This window comes from Xanthomonas sp. 3075, from assembly GCF_014197275.1.
In the GTDB taxonomy this organism is placed as follows: domain Bacteria; phylum Pseudomonadota; class Gammaproteobacteria; order Xanthomonadales; family Xanthomonadaceae; genus Xanthomonas; species Xanthomonas campestris_B.
Map to the genome: position 1 here is coordinate 82,209 of NZ_JACIFI010000006.1, position 20,599 is coordinate 102,807.

Genomic DNA, 20,599 nt, shown 5'->3' on the forward strand with positions numbered 1-20,599 from the left:
GCCAGCCGCGCCCCTGTTGGCGATGAACCTCGCCCACCCGGTCAGGGAGTTCTTCATTGCCCCCATGCGGGGTATACGGCAAGCTAGTCGCCATTTTATTGGTTGAATCACGCGTGCGCCGAGCTCTCCGCCTGCTGCCCCTGCCTTTGAGCATCGCCATCTGCCTCCCGGCAATGGCTGCCGACAAGCCGTTGAACTGGGGATTGTGCCCGGCCGTGGACCCGCTACCTGGCTTCGACGGCGCCCCCGCCGCCGACCCCAAGGCCGCCGAGATGCGCCAGCAGCTGCCGACCAATGTCGAAGGCGACCAGCTGTCCGGCACCAGCACCACCCCGCAATACCAGGGCAATGTGGCGCTCAAGCGCGGCGACCAGTTCCTGGGCGCCGACAACCTGCGCATGGACACCGAGACCGGCAACTACATCGCCGAAGGCAATGTCCGCTACCAGGACACCTCCTTCCGCATGGTCGCCGACCGCGCCGAAGGCAATCAGGACACCGACGCCCACAAGGTCACCAACATCCAGTACCAGTTGGTAGACCGGCGCGGCAACGGTGCGGCCGAATCGGTGGATCTGCAGGGCCAGGTCGGGCAGATGCATCGCTCGACCTATACCACCTGCGACCCCTCGCAGCCGATCTGGCGCGTGCGCGCGCCGGAGATCGATGTCGACAACGAAGAAGGCTTCGGCACCGCGCGCAACGCCGTGCTGCAGATCGGCAAGGTGCCGGTGCTGTACTTCCCCTGGTTCAAGTTCCCGATCGACGATCGCCGCCAGACCGGCCTGTTGTTTCCGCAGTTCGGCCTGTCCGGCCGCAACGGCTTCGATTACCTGCAGCCGATCTACCTCAACCTGGCGCCGAACTACGACGCGACGCTATTACCGCGCTACATGAGCAAGCGCGGCTTCATGTTCGGCACCGAATTCCGCTATCTATACGCCAACGGCCGCGGCGAAGTCACCGGCAACTACCTGCCCAACGACAAGTTGCGCGACAAGGACCGTGGCAGCGTCTTCTATAGTGGCTACCACAACCTCAATACCCACTGGCAGGCGCGCAGCAGCATCTCCTGGGTCAGCGACACCCGCTACATGGAGGATTTCAACAGCCGCATCAACGGCATGGGCTCGGCCTCCAGCCTGCAGAGCACCGTGGGCATCTACGGCACCGGCGAGACCTGGACTGCGGGTCTGATGGCCGACCGCTGGCAGCTCACCGATTACACGCTTGATGAGCAGTCGCTGCCCTACAACCGGCAGCCGCGCGCCTATTTCACCTGGGACAAGCCGTTCGGCATCTTCGAGGCCGGCGTCTACGCAGAGGCGGTACGGTTTACGCATGATGATTCTTACTTCGTCAGGCCGCCGATCAACGGCAGCAACAGCAGGGATGGCGACGAAGCCGAGTACGTCCGTACCAATATCCGCAACAAGGCGTACGGCAGCGGCTCGCGCCTGGACGTCAAACCCTACATCTCGATGCCGTTGTCGGGCGCGGCCTGGTTCCTGACGCCCACGGTGGCCTGGCGCTATACCGCCTACCAACTGGATTCGAAACTTGCGACCACCGAGCCGCTGACCGGCAACCGCTCGCCCACCCGCAGCCTGCCGATCGCCTCGCTCGATGCCGGCCTGTACTTCGACCGCGAAACCTCGGTGTTCGGCACCAACTATCTCAATACGCTGGAACCGCGCATGTACTACCTGTACGTGCCGTACCGCGACCAGAACGATCTGCCGGTCTTCGACACCCGTCCGTTCACCTTCAGCTACGGACAGCTGTTTCGCGATTCGCGCTACACCGGTGCCGACCGCCAGAACGATGCCAACCAGCTGACCCTGGCGGTGACCTCGCGCTGGTTGCGTCAGGACGATGGCCGCGAAAAGTTGTCGTTGAGCGCGGGCCAGATCCTGTATTTCAACGATTCGCTGGTCAGCATCAACAACAGCACCAACGCCGCAGCCGGTAGCGAACAGACCATCGATCAGGGCAAGTCCGCCTGGGTGGCCGATGCCAGCTACATGATCAACGACCGCTGGTCGATGGGCGCCACGTACCAGTGGAACCCGAACTCGCGCAAGGAAGATCTGGCCAGCCTGCGCACGCGCTATCTGCTCAACAACGACGGCATCATCAATCTGGCGTATCGCTACCGTCGCGATCTCAACAGCAATAGGGACCAGCTTGAGCAGGCCGACTTCTCGTTCCTGTATCCGATCAATCCCAGCTGGAGCGCGGTCGGCCGTTATTACTACTCGCTGCTGGACCGCAAGCCGCTGGAAATCATCGGCGGCGTGCAGTGGGACAGCTGCTGCCTGGCGGTACGCGGGCTGGTGCGCCGGTTCGTGCGCAACCGCAACGGCGAGATGGATAACTCCATCCAGTTCGAGTTCGTGCTGAAGGGCTTGAGCTCGTTCGGGCAGAACACGGACCGCACTTTGCGCCGTGCTATTCTCGGCTATTACCGCGACGACCTGTATCTGGTCCCGCCCAGCAACACCACGCCTAATCCGGACGATTACGATCCGAACTTGATTCCATGACCAAGCCTTTCTCCGTTCTTCTTGCCTCGTTGCTGGTCATCACCAGCACGGTTTCGCCGCTGGCCTCGGCACAGCAATCCCAGCCACTGGATCGCATCGCTGCCATCGTGGACGAAGACGTGGTGCTGCAGAGCGAGCTTGATCGCGCTGTGCGCAACGTCAAGTCGCAGTACGCCGGTCGCGAAAGCCAGCTGCCGCCGGACGATGTCCTGCAGCGGCAGGTGCTTGAGCGCCTGGTCCTGGTCAAGTTGCAGGTCAGCCGCGCCGATGGCAACGGCATCCGCGTCAGCGATGATGAGCTCAACCGCGCCATCGCCAGCATCGCCCAGCAGAACGGCACCACCGTGGATGGCCTGCGCCAGAAGCTGGCCGCCGACGGCATGGGCTACGGCGATTTCCGCGCTTCGGTGCGCGATGAAATCATCGTGCAGCGTCTGCGCCAGAGCTTTGCGCAAGGCCGCATCAGCGTCAGCGAAGGTGAAGTGGATACCGCGCTGGCCCAGCAGGCCACCACCGGTAGCCAGTACCACCTGGCGCACATCCTGGTCGGCCTGCCGGAAGGCGCGACCGCCGATCAGATTGCCACCGGCCAGAAGAAGGTCGACGGCGTGAAGGCATTGATCGACAAGGGCGAGCTGGACTTCGCAGCGGCCGCAGTGCGCTATTCCGATAGCCCGAACGCATTGGAAGGCGGCGACCTGGGCTGGCGCAGCCTGGACGAAATCCCCAACGCATTCGCGCAGCTGATCCGCGACATGAAGCCGGGCCAGGTGGCCGGCCCGTTGCGTGGCCCGAGCGGCTTCCAGTTGCTCAAGCTGGTGGAAATGCGCGACGCCAATTCCGGCGCTGAAAAGAAGCTGGTCACTGAATACAACGCACGCCATATTCTGGTGCGTGTCAGCGACAACCAGACCGAAGAGCAGGCCAAGGCCAAGATCGACACCTTGCGTGCGCGCATTGCCGGTGGCGCCGACTTCCAGGCAACGGCCAAGGAGTCCTCCGAGGACACCAACAGCCGTAGTCAGGGCGGTGATCTGGGCTGGTTCCCGGCCGATGCGTTCGGCCCGGATTTCGGCACGCAGGTAGCAGCGCTGGCCGATGGCGCGGTGTCCGCACCGTTCCGCACCCAGGCCGGCTGGCATATCGTGCAGCGCGTGGCGAGCCGCCAGACCGACGTCAGCGCCGAAAATCAGCGCGCCCAGGTCCGTGAAACGATCGGCCGTCGCAAGCTGGAAGAAGAGTACAACCGCTACCTGCAGGAACTGCGTGGCGAAGCGTATGTGAGCTTCCGCACCGGCGACCGCGCCGATGGCGACGCCTCGGCGGTTCCGGCCAAGCCGGCAGAACCGGCCGCGCCTGCCGCACCGACACCGCCGCCGGCCAAGCCGACGCGCTGAGTTGATGCTTCCGTCGCTCGCGCTGGTGCCAGGCGAGCCGGCCGGGATTGGGCCGGAACTCTGTGTCCGGCTCGCCCAACGTCCGCGTGCCGACGCACACCTGATCGCCTACGCCGATCCCGATACCCTGCACAGCGCCGCGAAGGCGCTGTCGTTGTCTGTGCGGCTGCTCGACCCCGATCAACACGCACGTGCGCCCGGCGACTTGCCGCTGCATCCGATCCGCCAAGCCGTCCCTACCCGGTTTGGCACGGCAGACCCCGCCAACGCAGCGGCCGTGATTGCCGGCCTGCGTGGCGCTGCCGGTGACTGCCTGTCCGGCACGCTGCAGGGCATCGTCACCGGCCCGGTGCACAAGGCGGTGATCAACGCCGGTGGCATCCCCTACACCGGCACCACCGAACTGCTTGCCGAACAGGCCGGCTGCCCGGTGGTGATGATGCTGGCCAACGCCATCGTGCGCGTCGCCCTGGTCACCACCCACCTGCCACTGCGCGCAGTGGCCGATGCGATCACCGCCGATGCCGTCACGCGCTGCCTGCGCATCACCGACGCAGCAATGCGCCGCGACTTCGGCCTGGACAGTCCGCGCATCGCCGTGCTCGGCCTCAACCCGCACGCAGGCGAGGACGGGCATCTGGGCCGCGAGGAACTGGACATCATCCTTCCGGTGCTGGAGCAGCTACGCGGCGAAGGCATGCAGCTGATCGGGCCGCTGCCGGCCGATACCGCGTTTTTGCCGCAAAAACTGCCAGGATTCGATGCGGTGGTGGCGATGTATCACGATCAAGGCCTGCCGGTGCTCAAGTACAGCGGCTTCGAACAGGCGGTCAACATCACGCTCGGGCTGCCCTACCCGCGTGTGGCGGTCGATCATGGCACCGCACTGGAACTGGCCGGGCGTGGCATTGCCGATCCGTCCAGCCTGATGGCAGCGACCGACTTGTGTGCGCGCCTGGCCGCGCGCGGCTGAGTCAGGCGCGGTGCGTGCGATGGACGGCGCGCACCACGCACCCTGCCCATCGCGATGCGCACAGCACCGGCGCCGCGTGCAGGCGCTGGCTCCGTTAAACTGCGCGCATGAATCATTCTTTCAGCGCACCGGCCAAGAAGTCGCTTGGCCAGCACTTTCTTGCCGACCGGTACTACATCGACCGCATCGTGCAGGCAGTGGACCCGCGCGCCGGCCAACACCTGGTCGAAATCGGCCCCGGCCAGGGCGCGATCACATTCCCGCTGCTGCGCAAGCACGGCGCATTGACCGTGATCGAATTCGACCGCGACCTGATCGCCCCCTTGACCGAGGCCGCCGCACCGATCGGCACGCTGAGCATCATCCATCGCGACGTGCTCAGCGTGGATTTCACTGCGCTGGCCGATGGCACACCGATCCGCCTGGTCGGCAACCTGCCCTACAACATCTCCTCGCCGATCCTGTTCCATGCGCTGGACCATGCCGCTGCGGTGGCCGACATGCACTTCATGCTGCAAAAAGAAGTGGTCGATCGCATGGCCGCCGGTCCCGGCAGCAAGGTCTACGGGCGGCTGAGCGTGATGCTGCAGGCGTATTGCGAGGTGACCGCGCTGTTCGTGGTGCCGCCGGGCGCGTTCCGGCCGCCACCGAAGGTGGACTCGGCAGTGGTGCGGCTGGTGCCGCGCGATCCGGCCACGGTGCAGATCAAGGATCGCCGGCGCTTTGCCGACGTGGTGCGCGCGGGCTTTGGCCAGCGCCGCAAGACCTTGCGCAACGCCTTGTCCACTGTCTGCGAACCGGCGCATTTCGAGGCCGCGCAGGTGCGCCCGGATGCACGCGCCGAACAACTCGAGGTCGCGGATTTCATCCGTCTGGCCAATGTCGAGCTGGCTTGAGCGCTCCTCCCACACTGGTTTATTTAGACTTTCGCCATGCAAGATGATCCGCGCTACCGGGTCGAGGTCGAGGTATCGCCCCGCTTCCTCGCTCATCAATCGACCCCGGACGAAGGCCGCTATGCCTTCGCCTACAGCATCCGCATCCAGAACGCGGGCGCCGTGCCTGCGCGCCTGATCGCGCGTCATTGGCGGATCACCGATGCCAACGGGCGCACCGAGCAGGTCGATGGCGAAGGCGTGGTCGGCGAGCAACCGTGGCTGCGCCCCGGCGAAGCATTCACTTACACCTCCGGCGTCCTGCTGGAGACCGAGCAGGGACAGATGCAAGGCCACTACGACATGGTGGCCGACGATGGCACCGAATTCACCGCTCCGATCGCCGCCTTTGTGCTGAGCGTACCCAGGACGCTGCACTGATGACTGCTGGACTGATGGAGCGCACGCGATGAGCGTCTGGGCAATTGGCGATCTGCAAGGGTGTTACGACATCACCCAGCGCTTGCTGGAAAAAATCAATTTCGATCCCGCACAGGACACGCTGTGGTTCTGCGGCGATCTGGTCAACCGCGGCGGTCAATCGCTGGAAACACTGCGCCTGGTGCATTCGCTACGCGCCCACAGCGTGGTGGTGCTGGGCAATCACGATCTGTCGCTGCTGGCGATCGGCGCGCGCTCGGAAGAAGAACAGCGCAAGGTCAACCCGGATCTGCAGCGCATCGTGCTGGCCGAAGACCGCGACGTCCTGCTCGACTGGTTGCGCATGCAGAAGCTGGCGCACGTGGACCGCGCGCTGGGCTGGATGATGATCCACGCCGGCCTTGCGCCGAAGTGGACCACCCAGATGGCCGAAAAACACGCGCGCGAGGTCGAGCAGCAACTGCAGGGCGGCGGCTACCGCAAACTGCTGCGCAACATGTACGGCGATCAGCCCGGTTGGTCGCCGGGCTTGAGCGGCTACGACCGTAGCCGGGCGATCATCAACCTGTTCACGCGCATGCGCTATTGCACGCCGCGCGGGCGCATCGCCACCGACGACAAGGGCACGCCAGGCACGCAGGCACAAGGTCTGTATCCGTGGTTCGAAGTGCCGGGCCGGGTCGAGCGTGATCTGAAGATCGTCTGCGGCCATTGGTCCGCGCTCGGGCTGACCATCACGCAAGGCGTGCATGCCATCGATACCGGCGCGGTGTGGGGCGGCAAGCTCACCGCCCTGCAGCTGGATACCGACGACCTGCGCGTGGTGCAGGTGCCGGGAATGCCGATCACCCAGCCAACGCAGACCGCGCAGCGCAACCGTCCGCCACGCCGCCGTCAACGCCAGCGTGGCGGTGGCGGTGGCGATACTGCAAACGGCAATTCCACTCCGCCCCCAACCGCTCCCGCCGCAGACTGAAGTCGCGGGCTTGTTCGGTATGTGGGTTGCAGCCGTGCCGCCGGCCATGACCCCGGCGACACAGCGTGGCGATATCGCGTATCCACCACGCGACCGACACTGTGTCAGGCTCGGCTTCCAACGCACCGACAAAAGCGCCCAGAGGAGATGTCAGCATGAATCGTGGTGACGCGTTGAGAAAGAAGTTTGCAGCGAAGGCGGCGGCGAATCCGTTTGACGCAGTAAAGGCCGATTTCAACGAGAGGCTTGACCACATCCTGCTCGCAGAAAAAAACGCAGGGGCTGCGTCGAGCCTGTTCGTCGATAGGCTCTATACGGCCTTTACTGCTGAAAAGCCTTCGGATCTGCAGACATGGCTCGGTCAGAAGCTGACCGGTCTGTTCGTGAGCATCGACAAGAAGCCGCAATGGGCATTCGCACCGAGCTGGTGTTTCGAAGACGGAGTTCCGCTCGAATTTCTGCATCAGTTCGAGGATGACGACCAAGCAACCTTCTACGTCTTCCGCGGCCATAGAGAAGGCATGATTGCAGGCGTGAAGGGCAAGCTGCGGTTTATCAAGCTGCTGGCGCAAACCCGCGCGGGGAGTGTCCTGCTCGACGGCGAAATCGTCGGTTAGCTGCCTCGGCCAGGATCATGGCGACCGACGTCACTGGGATCGAATCACCCGCTTGCCAGTCAGCCCTTAACGCCGCCGATAATCCACATACTCGAATGCAAAGGCATGTCGCGCATCGGCCTCATGCGATTGGCGCTGTACGGGCTCCCACACGGCCGGGTCGATCGGCGGAAAGTAGGTGTCGGCCTGTTCCACCCTGGTGTCCACTTCGGTCACGGCCAGCAGATCGGCACGCTCCATGACCAGGCGATACACCTCGCCGCCACCGATCACGCACAGCTCCTGCGCCTCGGTCGCAGCAGCCTGCGCAATCGCCTCATCAATCGAGCCCACCGCCTGCATGTCGGCGAACGGAACCTGCCCGGAACGCGTCAGCACCAGATTCAATCGCCCGGGCAATGCACGCCCGAGCGACTGCGCGGTCTTGCGCCCCATCAGGATCGGCTTGCCCAACGTCAGCGCCTTGAAGCGCTTGAGATCGTCCGGCAGTTTCCAGGGCAGCTCGTTGTCGCGGCCGATGGCATTGTCGCGGTCGAAGGCGACGATCAAGATGATTTTCATGCAGCCGAGCTTATCCCTTCAACCATCAACCCGGCGTGTGGCATCACCATCTACCTGCCCGCAACACTCACACCGCCACTGGTGCCTTGATCGCCGGATGCGGGTCGTACCCCTCGATGGCGATGTCTTCGAAGCGAAATGCGAACAGATCTGTGACCTCGGGGTTCAGGCGCAAGATCGGCAGCGCGCGCGGCGCGCGCGTCAGTTGCTCGCGGGCCTGCTCGAAGTGATTCGAGTACAGATGCGCGTCGCCCAGCGTATGCACGAAATCGCCCACGCCCAGCCCGGTGGCCTGCGCCACCATATGGGTCAGCAGCGCGTAGCTGGCGATGTTGAACGGCACGCCGAGAAAGATATCGCCGCTGCGCTGATACAGCTGGCAGCTGAGCTTGCCGTCGACCACATAGAACTGGAACAGGCTATGGCACGGCATCAATGCCATCTGCGGCAGTTCGCCGACATTCCAGGCGCTGATCACCAACCGGCGTGAATCCGGGTTGCGCTTGATCTCGTCCACCAACCATTGCATCTGGTCGATCTCGACCCCGTCCGGTCCGGTCCAGCGCCGCCACTGCTTGCCGTACACCGGGCCGAGATTGCCATCGGCATCGGCCCATTCGTCCCAGATGCGAACCTGGTTGTCCTTGAGATAGCCAATGTTGGTGTCGCCCTGCAGAAACCACAGCAGCTCATGGATGATCGAGCGCAGATGCAGTTTCTTGGTGGTGACCAGCGGAAAACCGGCATTGAGGTCGAAACGCATCTGCCAACCGAAGACGCTGCGCGTACCGGTACCGGTACGATCGGATTTTTCCGCGCCGTATTCCAGCACGTGCTGCAGCAGGTCCAGATACGGCTTCACTTGACTGCCTCCACGCTCGGGCTCTCCACCACCACCGGCTGCAACACCGGCGCGCGGCGCGAGATGGCCAGCAGCACCAGGCCGCCGACGATCAGCGGCAGGCTGAGTATCTGGCCCATCGTCAACCAGTTGAAAGCCAGGTAGCCGATCGGCGCGTCGGGCACGCGCACGAATTCGACGATGAAACGGAACACGCCGTACAGCAGCGCAAACATCCCCGACACCGCATAACGCGCACGCGGTTTCATCGAGAATGCCCACAGCACCACGAACATCACCACGCCTTCCAGCGCGGCTTCGTACAGCTGCGAAGGATGGCGGGCAAACCGATTCAGCGCACCGGCGGCATATTGCGCCTGGATCTGCGACGGCATCAGATTGGCCAGCTCCGGCGCATGCGGGAAGATCACGCCCCAGCCGGCCTGGGTGAACTTGCCCCACAGCTCGCCGCCGACGAAATTGCCGAGCCTCCCGAAGCCAAGGCCCAACGGCACCAGCGGCGCCACGAAATCCATCACGTCGAAGAAGTGCAGCCGATGCCTGCGTGCCCACAACCCGCAGGCGATCAGGACGCCAAGCAAGCCGCCATGGAAGCTCATGCCGCCTTCCCACACCTTGAACAGGATCACCGGGTTGGCCAGAAAGGTGTCGAACGCGTAGAACAGCATGTAGCCGATGCGCCCGCCCAATACCACCCCGAGCATGCCGTAGAACAACAGGTCGGAGAACCCGTCCATGTCCACGCCAGGCAGACGGCCGCGCAGGATGCGCGAGCGCCCCAGCGCCCAGGCGGAGAAAAACGCAGCCAGGTACATCAACCCGTACCAGTGCACCTGCACCGGGCCAAGCGAGAAGGCAATGGGGTCAATGGCGTGCAGATAGATCATGCGGACCGCGGATCACGAAAAAGCGAGGCGTCTATTCTGACACCTCGCACGCGCTCAGCCTAAGAGCTGCGGACGATCGGGCAGCTCGTCTTCATGCTGCGCACCTGCAACGGCCGGGAAATGCTCGGTCAGCACATCGGTGACCGCTTCGATCCCGGCCAGCACCGCCGCTTCGTGCTCGCCATCGCGCAGGAACTGCTGCATGCGCCGGCACAGCTCGGCCCACTGTGCCTCCGGCACCCGGCTGCGCAGGCCACGGTCGGCGACCACCTCGATGGCGTGATCGGCCAGCAGCAGATAGATCAGCACCCCGTTATTGGCTTCGGTGTCCCATGTGCGCAGGCGGGCGAAGGCCTGCTCGGCGCATTGACGCGCGGTCTGCCCGCGCCATAACGCGGCCAGCGGCAAGTCGGACTCCACCGCCACCATGATCTGCCCGGTGTGGCTGCGCTCGCTGGACGCCACCGCCGCAGCGATTGCATCCATGCAACTGGGCGGAAAACTACGCTGCGTCGAAGGCGAAAAAATATGCTTGAGCCACCGCATTACCAACTCCCCGAGGCGCCACCGCCTCCCGATGATCCGCCACCCCCGCCCCAACCGCCACCGCCACCGAAGCCGCCGCGACCACCGCCGCCGCCAAACCCACCGAATCCGCCGCCGCCCCAGCCACCGCCGCCGACAACCCGTCCGGGCGAGCCCGAGGCCAGGCCCGCCAGCAACCCGATCACCGCAGCGCCCACACTGGCCAGCAACAATGAGGTGAACAGCAGGGCCGCGCCCCCCGCAGCCACGCCGGTCAGCAACGCACGCAGCGGTCGCGGCAACGCCCCGAGAATGCCGCGCGCGACCATGGCGGCCACAAATCCGACGAACAGCGCCATGATCCAACCACCTGCGCGGTTGTCGCCCGTTCCAACATCGGCGTGTCCGCTGACCGGCGCCGGCAGGGCTTCGCCTTCGATCAGGCCGGCCAGCGTCGCGGTCGCAGCGCGGATGCCGCCTGCGTAGTCGCCTTCACGGAAGCGCGGCGCCAGGTACTCCTGAATGATGCGGTTGGCCGTGATGTCGGGGATCGCGCCTTCCAGGCCCTTCCCGGGCTGGATCCGCACCCGGCGATCGTCCTTGGCCACCAACAGCAGCACACCGTCGTCCACGCCCTTGCGGCCGATGCTCCACTGGTCGAACACGCGTTGGGTGTATTCCTCGATCGCCTCCGGCTGCGTGGTCGGCACGATCAGGATCTGCAATTGCGCGCCTTTGCGCTGCTGCAGGGCCAGCGCCTGCTGCTCCAGCTGCTGAGTCTGCGTTGCATCCAGCGTGCCGGTGAGATCGACCACCGGCGAGCGCAATGGTGGAATGGCGGCAAGGTCCTGCGCGAGCAGCGAGGCCGGCAGCAGCAGAAGCGCGATTATCCAAACTACCCATCTGTGCGTTTGCCGCATTACCTAACTCCTGACCTGAGCATTGCGATTCGGCCGTTCCCCTCTCCCACCGCGAGAAGGTGCCCCGTAGGAGCCGATAAGGGTACGCGCGAAGCGACATGCCGTTGGCGCTGCCCAAGGGCTTCGCCACCGTGCCCTCACCCCAATCCTTCTTCTGCAAGGAGAGGGGTCGATGTTCCGCGTCCGAGCGTTGTTAGTGACCCAGCAGGCGATGAACAGGGCGACATGGCAAACCTGGCGCGTGTCCCGACAGCTCGTGAATGAGATCGCGCCGTTTTTGACACTGCGCAGGCTGCATGTATTTATTGTGCGGGCTGCGGTTGTTGTGGTTGCTGTGCTGGCTGCTGCGGCGCCGGTTGATTGCCGAAATCCACCTGCGGCGCGCGCGAGATCTGCGCTTCGTTTTCCACGCTGAAATTGGGCTTGGGCTGGTAGCCGAAGATCTTGGCGGTGATCACCTGCGGGAACGAGCGGATATAGGTGTTGTAGTCCTGCACCGCCTGGATATAGCGACCGCGCGCCACGGTGATGCGGTTTTCGGTGCCTTCCAGCTGCACCTGCAGATCGCGGAACGCCTGGTCGGACTTGAGCTGCGGATAGTTTTCGCTGACCACCAACAACCGCGACAGCGCACTACCGAGCTCGCCCTGCGCCTGCTGGAATTGCTTCAACGAGGCTGCGTCATCGGCATTGACCTGGATCTGTCCGACACGCGCGCGCGCGTTGGTCACTTCGGTCAACACCTGACGCTCCTGCTGGGCATACCCCTGCACGGTGCGCACCAGGTTGGGAATCAGATCGGCGCGGCGCTGATATTGATTGAGCACCTCCGACCAGCCGGCCTTGACTCCCTCTTCCTTCTGCTGGATCGCGTTGTAGCCGCAACCGGACAGCGAGACGGTCAGAACCAGCAACACCAGGGCGCGAATCAGGACGGGCATGCAGGCGATTCCGTTGAAAGAGAACCCGAGCATGCCACGTGGCAGGTCAAGCCGGCATGCACATGTGCCCGCGTGGCAGCGCAGGCAGGCGGGGCCAGCTCGATGCTGGCAACCAGCAGGATGTACGGCACGCTACGCGGCCAAGCGACACGCGCGCTGGCGCATCGCACGCCACGCACGTCTGCACGCACTTGCTCATCCCATGCCTGTCACAACCGTCCAGCCGCTATCGGCGCCGACAACGGCCCGCTGTTCAGAACAAGCGTGGCAGCAGAATCAGCCCCCAGCACAGCAGCACATTGATCAACAGCAGGAATACCGCCGCCGAGCCCATGTCCTTGGCGCGACCGGCCAGCACGTGATGCTCCGGGCCGTAACGCTCGATCACCGCTTCGATCGCCGAGTTCAGCAATTCGGCCGCCAGCACGATCAGCAGCGGTGCGATCAGCGCGATGCGCTCCAGACCGGACTGGCCGAGCCACAGCCCCAGCGGTACCAGCACCACGGCAAGACAGACCTCCAGCCGAAACGAGGATTCATGCAGCCACGCCGCACGCAATCCCTGCCACGACCAGACCGCTGCCTTGAGCATGCGGCGCGGGCCGCGCGGCACGTGTCCCAGTTGATCGGCCATGCGTCAGCGCTTCCGGCCGCAAGGGCATGTCGAGGAACGGATCGAACGCATGGCGTGGTCGCTGCTGAGGAAAGTGCGAATCTTGCACCGTGCCGCCGCGCACCGCCAGGTGCCGGCGGGTTTGCCCTCAGCCTGCAGCGTGTCGCACCATGACGGCCCGCTGACTGCCGCAGGTTCTCCGCATGATCAAACATCCCTTGCGCACGCTGCTGTGCGCCCTTGTGTTGCTGTCCAGCCAGGTCCAGGCCGCCGCGCTGCATCCGGCGCCGCAGGTGCCGGCACAGGTGTCCAATGCCGCGTGGGAAGACGACATGCAGCGCTTCGAAGCCAGCGATGCGCGCCAGCCACCGCCCAAGCACGGCATCGTCTTCGTCGGCAGTTCATCGATCCGCTTCTGGGAGACGCTGGCGCAGGATTTTCCGGACAAGCCGGTGATCAATCGCGGCTTCGGTGGCTCGGAAGTGCGCGATAGCACCTGGTACGCCGATCGCATCGTCATCCCGTATGCGCCGCGCCAGGTCGTGCTGTATGCCGGCGACAACGATCTCAACAGCGGCCGCACGCCCGAGCAGGTGCGCGACGATGTGCTGGCGTTCGTGATGCGTATCCGCCGCGATCTGCCCGATGCGCGTATCAGCTACCTGTCGATCAAACCCAGTCCGTCGCGGGCGCAGTTGCTGCCTGCGGTGATCAAGGCCAATGAACTGATCAAGGCGGCACTGGCACCGCTGTCTCGCGTGGACTTCGTGGATATCTACACGCCGATGCTCGATTCCAGCGGCAAGCCGCGCGCGGAACTGTTCCGCGAGGACAGGCTGCACATGACCGCCGACGGCTACGCGATCTGGCGCAAGGTCGTGGCGCCCGTGTTGGAGCAGAAGTAGCCCGATCCAGAGCCGATCCGGCGGTTGCGCTCGCCGGATCGGTTGTTCGATCGGCAGGCGACGTGCTGCGCTGGAATGACCGGTACATGCAGCCGGGTGCGCGGCGCGGCGGCTCAGCGCGCGGGATGCGATGCGTCGGTCCGCAACGGCGAAATGGCTGCGGCGTAGCGCCGGCTTGGCTGGCGTCCGCGCAAGCCGTGCGGCGCATATCAGGTCAGCGACGCTGACCTCATGCCACCACCACCGCAACCGAGGTGCCGACGCCGGCCTCGCTATGCAACTCGATCCGCCAGCCGAAGCGGTCGCACAGCCGACGCACGATCGACAAGCCCAGGCCGGTGCCTTGCGGGCGCGTCGGATCGGCGCGGTAGAACGGCTCGAATGCACGGGCACGTGCCTCTTCGCTCATGCCGATGCCGGTATCGCGCACCACGATGCGGTCCTGGGTCACTTCCACGTCGATGCTGCCCGCGTCGGTATAGGCACAGGCATTGCGCAGCAGGTTGCTGAGCACCACGCGCATCACCCGTGGCGGCGCGAACATCTGCAGACTGCGGTCGCCCACCATGTGCAGAGCGACCGGCTTGTCGCCGAGCAGTTCGCGTGCACTTTCGAGTTCTTCGCTGGCAAGTTCGGCGGCATCGAAGGTTTCGCTTTGCGGGTCGATCTCGGCTTCGCGCGCCAGGATCAGGAATGCATCGATCACCGCCTCCATATCGTGGCCTGCACGCTGGATGCGACGCAGGCTGCGCTGGGTGCGTGGCGACAATTCGTCGTCGGCCAGTGCCATGTCGCTGGCCACGCGGATCACCGTCAGCGGCGTGCGTAGTTCGTGGCTGGCGTCGCGGGTAAAGTTACGCTCGCGTGCGACATGGTCGCTGACCCGCTGCCCAAGCGCATGCAGGGCAGCGGCCAGCTGGCGCGTCTCACCCTGCAACTCTACCGGCAAGCGCTCCGGGGCGAGTTCATCCACGTCCGGGTTGCGTGGATCCCATTGCGAGACACGGCGCGCCAGCCAGCTGATGGGCGACACCAGTCGCTTGGACACGCGATAGATGAACCAGGACACGCCGTAGATCGCCAGCAGCACGATCAGTGCCGGCACCACGCCAAACCACAGCGTCAGATGGGCCGCGCGCGCGCGCGGGAACACCAGATACAAGCGCCCTTGCGGACGTTGATCGACATATACCAACGCATCGGCGGCCACCACCTCCCTGAAGCCAGGAGACAGCTGCCGCAGCGCGGCCGGCACCATGTCACGGCCGGCCCCGGCAGGCGAAAAATAGCCTTGGATATTGCGCGTCTCCGGGGGGCGATGACCCGGCGTGCTCTTTTGCATCCGCCAGAAATGCACGGCCTCGTCGGCGAGTACCGTGCGCACCAGGCTGTACTTGATGACAAAGGAGATGAGGTAGCCGCCAAGCACGATCGCAAGGCTCGCCAGCGCGACCTGCAGCAGGAAGGCAAGACGTATTTTTCTCGGGAGCCCGTGTGGCATTGCTGCATCCAGGGGAGAGCGCCGGATTATAGGCAACGCTTCCGTAAAACCGTCGTGCAATCAAGCGGCAGCACGCGGAAACGAGCGGCGCGGGGGCGCCTGCAGGAAATGCCGGTCGCCAGGGCGGCGACCGGCCGTGACATCAGGCCATCGGTTGGGCGATGTCGGCGATGCGATAGCCGGCGCTCTGCACGGTGTGCAGCAGTGGGCGGTCGAACGGCTTGTCGATGATCTTGCGCAGGTTGTACAGATGGCTGCGCAGGGTGTCCGAGTCCGGCAAGCCATTGCCCCAGATCTCGCGCTCGATTTCCTGACGGGTGACCACACGCGGCGATTCGCGCATCAGGATGGTGAGCAGACGCAGGCCGATCGGCGAGAGCTGCAACTCGGTGCCGGCACGGGTGGCGCGCATGCTGACCGGGTCCAGCACCAGGTCGGCGACCTTGAGCACTTCCGAGCCCACCTGGCGACGCTCGCGGCGGATCAGGGCACGCAGGCGCGCTTCCAGTTCCTGAATGGCGAACGGCTTGGTCAGGTAATCGTCGGCGCCGAAACCCAGGCCAGTGAGCTTGTCGTCGAGCGTGTCGCGGGCGGTCAGCATCAGGACCGGGGTGGACTTGCGTGCGTCGTTACGCAGGCGGCGGCACACTTCGATGCCGTCCAGGCGCGGCAGCATGAGATCCAGTACGACCACGTCGTAGCTGTTCTCGGCGGCCAGACGGTAACCGTCCAGTCCGTCCTGCGCGTAGTCGACCTCGAAGCCACGGCCTTCCAGGTACTCGCCGATCATTTCGGAGATGTTGCGATTGTCTTCGACGACCAGCACGAGGCCGGACGTTTCCTTGGTCTGACGCATGGACTTTCCTCGGTCTTCAGCTTTGTGAAACATGCCGGATCGGTAGTGGAAAGGGTGTGAAGACCAACTAACGTTTTATGACAGCAGCCAGTCGCCGGCTGTCAGTGTCCGAGCAGTGGGCGCAGCGCCGGCCAGACCGTTTCCAGCACCCTGGGCTGGGCTGCGGCCGTGGGATGCAGGCCGTCGGCCTGCATCAGACCGGGTTGCAGCGCGACCTTTTCCAGGAAGAACGGCACCAGTGCGGTCTTGTACTGCCTGGACAGATCGGCATAGGTGGCCTTGAGGCGCTCACGGTAAGCCGGGCCGTAGTTCGGTGGCACATCGATGCCGAGCAGCAGCACCTTGGCGCCGGCCTGCTGGCTGAGCTGGATCATCTTTTCCAGATTGCCCTTGAGCTGGGCCGGGGTCAGCCCGCGCAGCGCATCGTTGCCGCCGAGTTCGATCACCACCACGCCGGGGCGGTGCTTCTGCAGCAGGCCGGGCAGCCGCGTCAACGCACCGGAGGTGGTTTCGCCGCTGATGCTGGCATTGACGACCGCCGGTGGCGTCGCCATGTCACGCTTGAGGCGTTGGTCCAGCAAAGTGACCCAACCGGACTGTACCGGGATGTTGTGCGCAGCGCTCAGGCTGTCGCCGACCACCAGGATCGGTGCGGTCGCAGCCGGACTTTTGGCAGAGGCAATCCCCGGCGCGAGCAGGGAGAGTGTCAGCAGCCACAGGACCAGCACGCCATATCGCAGTGTTCTTTCACGCATTCGGAGATTCCTCATCGACAGTCTGGCCCCCCGCTCCAGCACCCGCACCGCCATCGACGTCCGCGAGGTCGGCAAGTCCGTCAGCGGACCGGAGGGAACACTCCACATCCTCGACAACGTGAGCTTGACGGTCAGTGAAGGCGACAGCATCGCCATCGTCGGGGCGTCCGGTTCGGGCAAGACCACCCTGCTCGGCCTGCTTGCCGGGCTGGACCTGCCCAGCCGCGGCAGCATCGCGCTGTCCGGCCAGGAGCTGGGCCAGTTGGACGAGGAAGCGCGCGCCGCCTTGCGCACACGCGAGGTGGGCTTCGTGTTCCAGAGCTTCCATCTGCTGCCGGCACTCACCGCCGAAGAAAACATCGCGCTGCCATTGGAGCTGGCCGGACGCGAAGACCCGGCGCGGGTGCGCGAAGTGCTGGAAGCGGTGGGCCTGAGCGCGCGCGCGCGTCACTATCCGCGCCAGCTGTCCGGCGGCGAACAGCAGCGCGTGGCGCTGGCACGCGCGTTCGTGGCCAAACCGCGCATCCTGTTTGCCGACGAGCCCACCGGCAGCCTCGACCAGACCACCGGCGCGCAGATCAGCGACCTGTTGTTCGCGCTCAATGCCACCAGCGACACCACCCTGGTGCTGGTGACCCACGACATGACGCTGGCGCAGCGCTGCAACCACATCTACCGCATCGACAGCGGCCGCCTGCACGCCCAGCCGGGTTCGGCCGCATGAACGTGCTGCGCCAAGCCGCGCGCGCGGTGCGCCGCGAATTCCTGGCCGGCGACCTGCTGACCGTGTTCGCCGCGCTGGTGCTGGGCGTGGCAGTGATGACGGCCGTCGGCACGCTGGTCGATCGGGTGACCCTGGCGTTGACCTCCAGCGCGGCCGAAGTACTTGGTGGCGATCTGGGCGTGACCGGCCGCCAGGAGATTCCGGCCGACTTCGCCGCGGAAGCGCAGCGGCGTGGCTTGCAGAGCACGCGCATGGTCAGCTTCCCCAGCGTGCTGTTCCATGGCGACGCCAGCCAGATGGCCAATATCCGCGGGGTCGGCGCGGGCTACCCGCTGCGTGGGCAATTGCTGGTGTCCGCGGACAGTGCCGGCATGCAGGGCAAGCCTGCGGGCGCACCGCCGCCGGGCCAGGCCTATGCCGATCCCCGCCTGCTGGAGGCCCTGGGCCTGCGCGTGGGCGAACAGCTGGAATTCGGCGCCGGCCATCTCACCATCACCGGCGTGCTGCGTGCCGAACCGGATGCCTCCGGCGAGCTGATGCAGTTGTCGCCGCCGTTGCTGGTCAATCGTGCCGATATCGCCGGCGCCGGCCTGCTCGGCCCCGGCAGTCGCGCTTCGTACCGGCTGATGTTCTCCGGCGCGCCGGAGGCCATCGCCGATCTGCGCGCCTGGTTGAAACCGCGTGCCAGCGAATACCGGCTGGTCGGCATCGAGGACACCCAGCGCGGCATGCGTGCGGCGTTCGATCGCGCGGGCCGGTTCCTGGCCTTGTCGGCACTGCTGGCGGTGCTGTTGTCCGGCGTGGCCACTGCGTTGGCGGCGAATCGGTTTGCGATGCGCCGTATCGACACCGTGGCGGTACTGCGCTGCCTGGGCGCACGTCAGCTCGACATCCTGGCGATGCTGTCGCTGCAATTGCTGTTGACTGCGATCCCGGCCTGCCTGGTCGGCATCGGGCTGGGCATGCTGGCGCAGGAAGGTCTGGTGCAGGCGCTGGGGAGCCTGATTCCGAACCGCTTGCCGTTGCCGCAGGCCACGCCGGCCCTGGCCGGCGCAGGCATCGGGCTGGTGCTGCTGCTGGGCTTCGGCCTGCCGCCGCTGCTGCGGCTGCGCAACGTGCCGCCGATGCGTGTGCTCAACCGCAGCTTTGCTGCGGTGCCGCCGAGTTCGTTGCTGGTGTACGCCGCGGCATTGGCGGCGACGCTGGCGCTGACCGTGTACGCGACTGGCAACCTGGTGCTGGCCGGCTGGGTGCTGGGCGGCCTGGCCGCGCTGGCGCTGGTGGCGATGCTGCTGGGGCTGGGACTGCTGGCCTTGCTGCGGCCGATCCAGCATCGCCTGCGCGGTGCCTGGAAACTCGGCCTGGCCTCGCTGACACGGCGACGCGGGTTGAGCGTGGTGCAGCTGGTCGGGCTATCGCTGTCGCTATGTGCGCTGTTGCTGCTGGCGGTGGTCGGCCCCGGCCTGCTCGGGCAATGGCGCGAGCGCCTGCCGGTGGATACGCCCAACTATTTCCTGATGAACATCCAGCCCGAGCAGACCGAGCCGGTGCTGCAGACGCTGCGCGGTTTGGGCGTGGACGATGCGGCCGTGGAGCCGTTTTCGACCGGGCGCCTGGTGGCGATCAACGACAAACCACCGCTGCGTGGCGACCGCGATCCAGCCGACGATGGCGACGGCGACAACCGCCCGGTCAACTTCTCCTGGCGGCACGCGTTTCCACCGGCAAACACCTTGCTGGAAGGCAAGTTCTGGGCGGCCGACAGCACCGCGCCGGAGGCTTCGGTGGAAGAAGGCTGGGCGCAGCGCTATCAGCTCAAACTCGGCGACCGCATCACCTTGTTGCTGGGCGAGCAGCAGCGCAGTTTCACCGTCACCAGCATCCGCAAGGCCGACTGGGATTCGTTCCGGGTCAATTTCTTTTTGCTGCTCAATCAGGGTTCCGTCGGCGATGCGCCGTACAACCTGATTTCCAGCTTCCATCTGCCGCCCGGCAATGCGCCCAAGCTGGCGTCGCTGAGCCGCGATTACCCCAATATTTCGGTGCTGGATATCGATGCGATCCTCGGCCGCGTGCGCGAGGTGATCGACCAGGTGGCGCAGGCCGTGCAACTGGTGATGGGTTTCAGCCTGCTGGCCGGCGTACTGGTGCTGCTGGCGGCCTTGCAGGCCACCGCAGGCGAGCGTCGCTACGACAGCGCGGTGTTGCGCACGCTGGGCGCACGACGCGGCCAGCTGCGTGGTGCGGTGCTGGTGGAATTCGGTGCACTCGGCCTGCTGGCGGGGACGCTGGCGGTGACCGCTGCGGCGGTGATCGGTGCAGTAGTCGGGCAGAAGGCCTTCGAGATCGCGCTGACGCCGGATTGGCCGCGCCTGCTGATCGGTGGCGCGTTTGGATTGGCGTTGAGCCTGTTGGCCGGCTGGTCGGGCACGCGGCGGATTTTGTCCACGCCGCCGGCATTGGCCTTGCGGACGGAGTAGCAGCGCGCGCCACGCGGATACGCCGCCGCCAGGCCGCGACCGTCGGATGATCGCGCTTACCGAAGCACGCAGTTCGCGTTCGAAGCGGGCGGTGCGGGAATGCGCCGCCTGCATGCCGGCGGCGCATATATCGGCAGCGCATAAGCATCTTGCCAATCGTTCGTTCGCAGCGGCGGCATGACTGCCTAGAGTGGTGTGTCCGGTCGCCGGTACGGCGGCCTTCGTTGCCGTCGAGGTGTCACCG

Annotated in this window: 20 protein-coding genes; 10 read left to right on the plus strand and 10 right to left on the minus strand. The window is 65.4% G+C overall.

Annotated features, from left to right (window positions below; translation table 11 throughout):
* Positions 1–113 precede the first annotated feature (113 nt).
* The 7 genes from lptD (at position 114) to GGR62_RS07585 (ending at position 7,825) form a co-directional block, all read left to right on the plus strand.
* Positions 114–2,546, plus strand: a complete 2,433-nt coding sequence (gene lptD, locus GGR62_RS07555; protein ID WP_184407304.1) for an LPS-assembly protein LptD — start codon at positions 114–116, stop codon at positions 2,544–2,546.
* Entirely contained in the window at positions 2,543–3,943 is a 1,401-nt protein-coding gene (locus GGR62_RS07560) for a peptidylprolyl isomerase (RefSeq protein ID WP_184407305.1), read from the plus strand. Before lptD ends, GGR62_RS07560 begins: the two co-directional genes overlap by 4 nt.
* A 4-nt stretch (positions 3,944–3,947) precedes the next feature.
* Entirely contained in the window at positions 3,948–4,916 is a 969-nt protein-coding gene (gene pdxA / locus GGR62_RS07565) for a 4-hydroxythreonine-4-phosphate dehydrogenase PdxA (protein WP_184407306.1), read from the plus strand.
* 107 nt (positions 4,917–5,023) lie between these two features.
* Positions 5,024–5,812: a 16S rRNA (adenine(1518)-N(6)/adenine(1519)-N(6))-dimethyltransferase RsmA gene (rsmA, locus tag GGR62_RS07570; RefSeq protein ID WP_184407307.1), complete on the plus strand. Its 789-nt coding sequence runs from the start codon at positions 5,024–5,026 to the stop codon at positions 5,810–5,812.
* A 36-nt stretch (positions 5,813–5,848) separates the two neighbouring features.
* The gene (apaG, locus tag GGR62_RS07575) at positions 5,849–6,232 is read left to right on the plus strand and encodes a Co2+/Mg2+ efflux protein ApaG (RefSeq protein WP_184407308.1); all 384 of its coding nucleotides are present in this window, start codon (positions 5,849–5,851) and stop codon (positions 6,230–6,232) included.
* A 28-nt stretch (positions 6,233–6,260) separates the two neighbouring features.
* Positions 6,261–7,208 (plus strand): symmetrical bis(5'-nucleosyl)-tetraphosphatase, encoded by a 948-nt coding sequence (locus GGR62_RS07580; RefSeq protein ID WP_184407309.1) that lies wholly within the window; start codon positions 6,261–6,263, stop codon positions 7,206–7,208.
* Between the two features lie 155 nt (positions 7,209–7,363).
* Entirely contained in the window at positions 7,364–7,825 is a 462-nt protein-coding gene (locus GGR62_RS07585) for a hypothetical protein (RefSeq protein ID WP_184407310.1), read from the plus strand.
* 66 nt (positions 7,826–7,891) lie between these two features.
* Here the strand turns inward: GGR62_RS07585 and GGR62_RS07590 are convergent, their stop codons facing one another.
* The 7 genes from GGR62_RS07590 to GGR62_RS07620 all read right to left on the minus strand — a co-directional run bounded on the left by GGR62_RS07590 (position 7,892) and on the right by GGR62_RS07620 (position 13,155).
* On the minus strand, positions 7,892–8,386 hold the full coding sequence (locus tag GGR62_RS07590) for a dihydrofolate reductase (RefSeq protein WP_184407311.1): 495 nt from the start codon (positions 8,384–8,386) through the stop codon (positions 7,892–7,894).
* A gap of 67 nt (positions 8,387–8,453) precedes the next feature.
* A complete protein-coding gene (locus GGR62_RS07595; protein WP_184407312.1) occupies positions 8,454–9,248 on the minus strand; it encodes a thymidylate synthase in 795 nt (264 codons plus the stop codon).
* Complete coding sequence (gene lgt / locus GGR62_RS07600) at positions 9,245–10,135, minus strand: prolipoprotein diacylglyceryl transferase (RefSeq protein WP_184407313.1); 891 nt, start codon at positions 10,133–10,135, stop codon at positions 9,245–9,247. Before lgt ends, GGR62_RS07595 begins: the two co-directional genes overlap by 4 nt.
* A 54-nt stretch (positions 10,136–10,189) precedes the next feature.
* A complete protein-coding gene (locus GGR62_RS07605; RefSeq protein WP_184407314.1) occupies positions 10,190–10,681 on the minus strand; it encodes a TPM domain-containing protein in 492 nt (163 codons plus the stop codon).
* On the minus strand, positions 10,681–11,580 hold the full coding sequence (locus GGR62_RS07610) for a TPM domain-containing protein (protein WP_184407315.1): 900 nt from the start codon (positions 11,578–11,580) through the stop codon (positions 10,681–10,683). The genes GGR62_RS07605 and GGR62_RS07610 overlap by 1 nt, the downstream gene beginning before the upstream one ends.
* 302 nt (positions 11,581–11,882) lie before the next feature.
* Complete coding sequence (locus tag GGR62_RS07615) at positions 11,883–12,521, minus strand: LemA family protein (protein ID WP_184407316.1); 639 nt, start codon at positions 12,519–12,521, stop codon at positions 11,883–11,885.
* 253 nt (positions 12,522–12,774) lie between these two features.
* On the minus strand, positions 12,775–13,155 hold the full coding sequence (locus GGR62_RS07620) for a diacylglycerol kinase (protein WP_184407317.1): 381 nt from the start codon (positions 13,153–13,155) through the stop codon (positions 12,775–12,777).
* 182 nt (positions 13,156–13,337) lie between these two features.
* On the opposite strand from GGR62_RS07620, the gene GGR62_RS07625 reads away from it, so the two are divergent.
* Complete coding sequence (locus GGR62_RS07625) at positions 13,338–14,039, plus strand: SGNH/GDSL hydrolase family protein (protein WP_184407318.1); 702 nt, start codon at positions 13,338–13,340, stop codon at positions 14,037–14,039.
* A 229-nt stretch (positions 14,040–14,268) separates the two neighbouring features.
* On the opposite strand, the gene GGR62_RS07630 is transcribed toward GGR62_RS07625, so the two are convergent.
* From GGR62_RS07630 to GGR62_RS07640, 3 genes are all read right to left on the minus strand, one after another.
* A complete protein-coding gene (locus GGR62_RS07630) occupies positions 14,269–15,540 on the minus strand; it encodes a HAMP domain-containing sensor histidine kinase (RefSeq protein WP_184407319.1) in 1,272 nt (423 codons plus the stop codon).
* Positions 15,541–15,682: 142 nt separating this feature from the next.
* On the minus strand, positions 15,683–16,396 hold the full coding sequence (locus GGR62_RS07635) for a response regulator transcription factor (protein ID WP_002811889.1): 714 nt from the start codon (positions 16,394–16,396) through the stop codon (positions 15,683–15,685).
* 101 nt (positions 16,397–16,497) lie between these two features.
* Positions 16,498–17,166: an arylesterase gene (locus GGR62_RS07640; protein ID WP_184407320.1), complete on the minus strand. Its 669-nt coding sequence runs from the start codon at positions 17,164–17,166 to the stop codon at positions 16,498–16,500.
* A 103-nt stretch (positions 17,167–17,269) separates the two neighbouring features.
* On the opposite strand from GGR62_RS07640, the gene GGR62_RS07645 reads away from it, so the two are divergent.
* Positions 17,270–17,875, plus strand: a complete 606-nt coding sequence (locus tag GGR62_RS07645; RefSeq protein ID WP_326520245.1) for an ATP-binding cassette domain-containing protein — start codon at positions 17,270–17,272, stop codon at positions 17,873–17,875.
* The gene (locus tag GGR62_RS07650; RefSeq protein ID WP_184407322.1) at positions 17,872–20,355 is read left to right on the plus strand and encodes an FtsX-like permease family protein; all 2,484 of its coding nucleotides are present in this window, start codon (positions 17,872–17,874) and stop codon (positions 20,353–20,355) included. Before GGR62_RS07645 ends, GGR62_RS07650 begins: the two co-directional genes overlap by 4 nt.
* Positions 20,356–20,599: the final 244 nt, after the last annotated feature.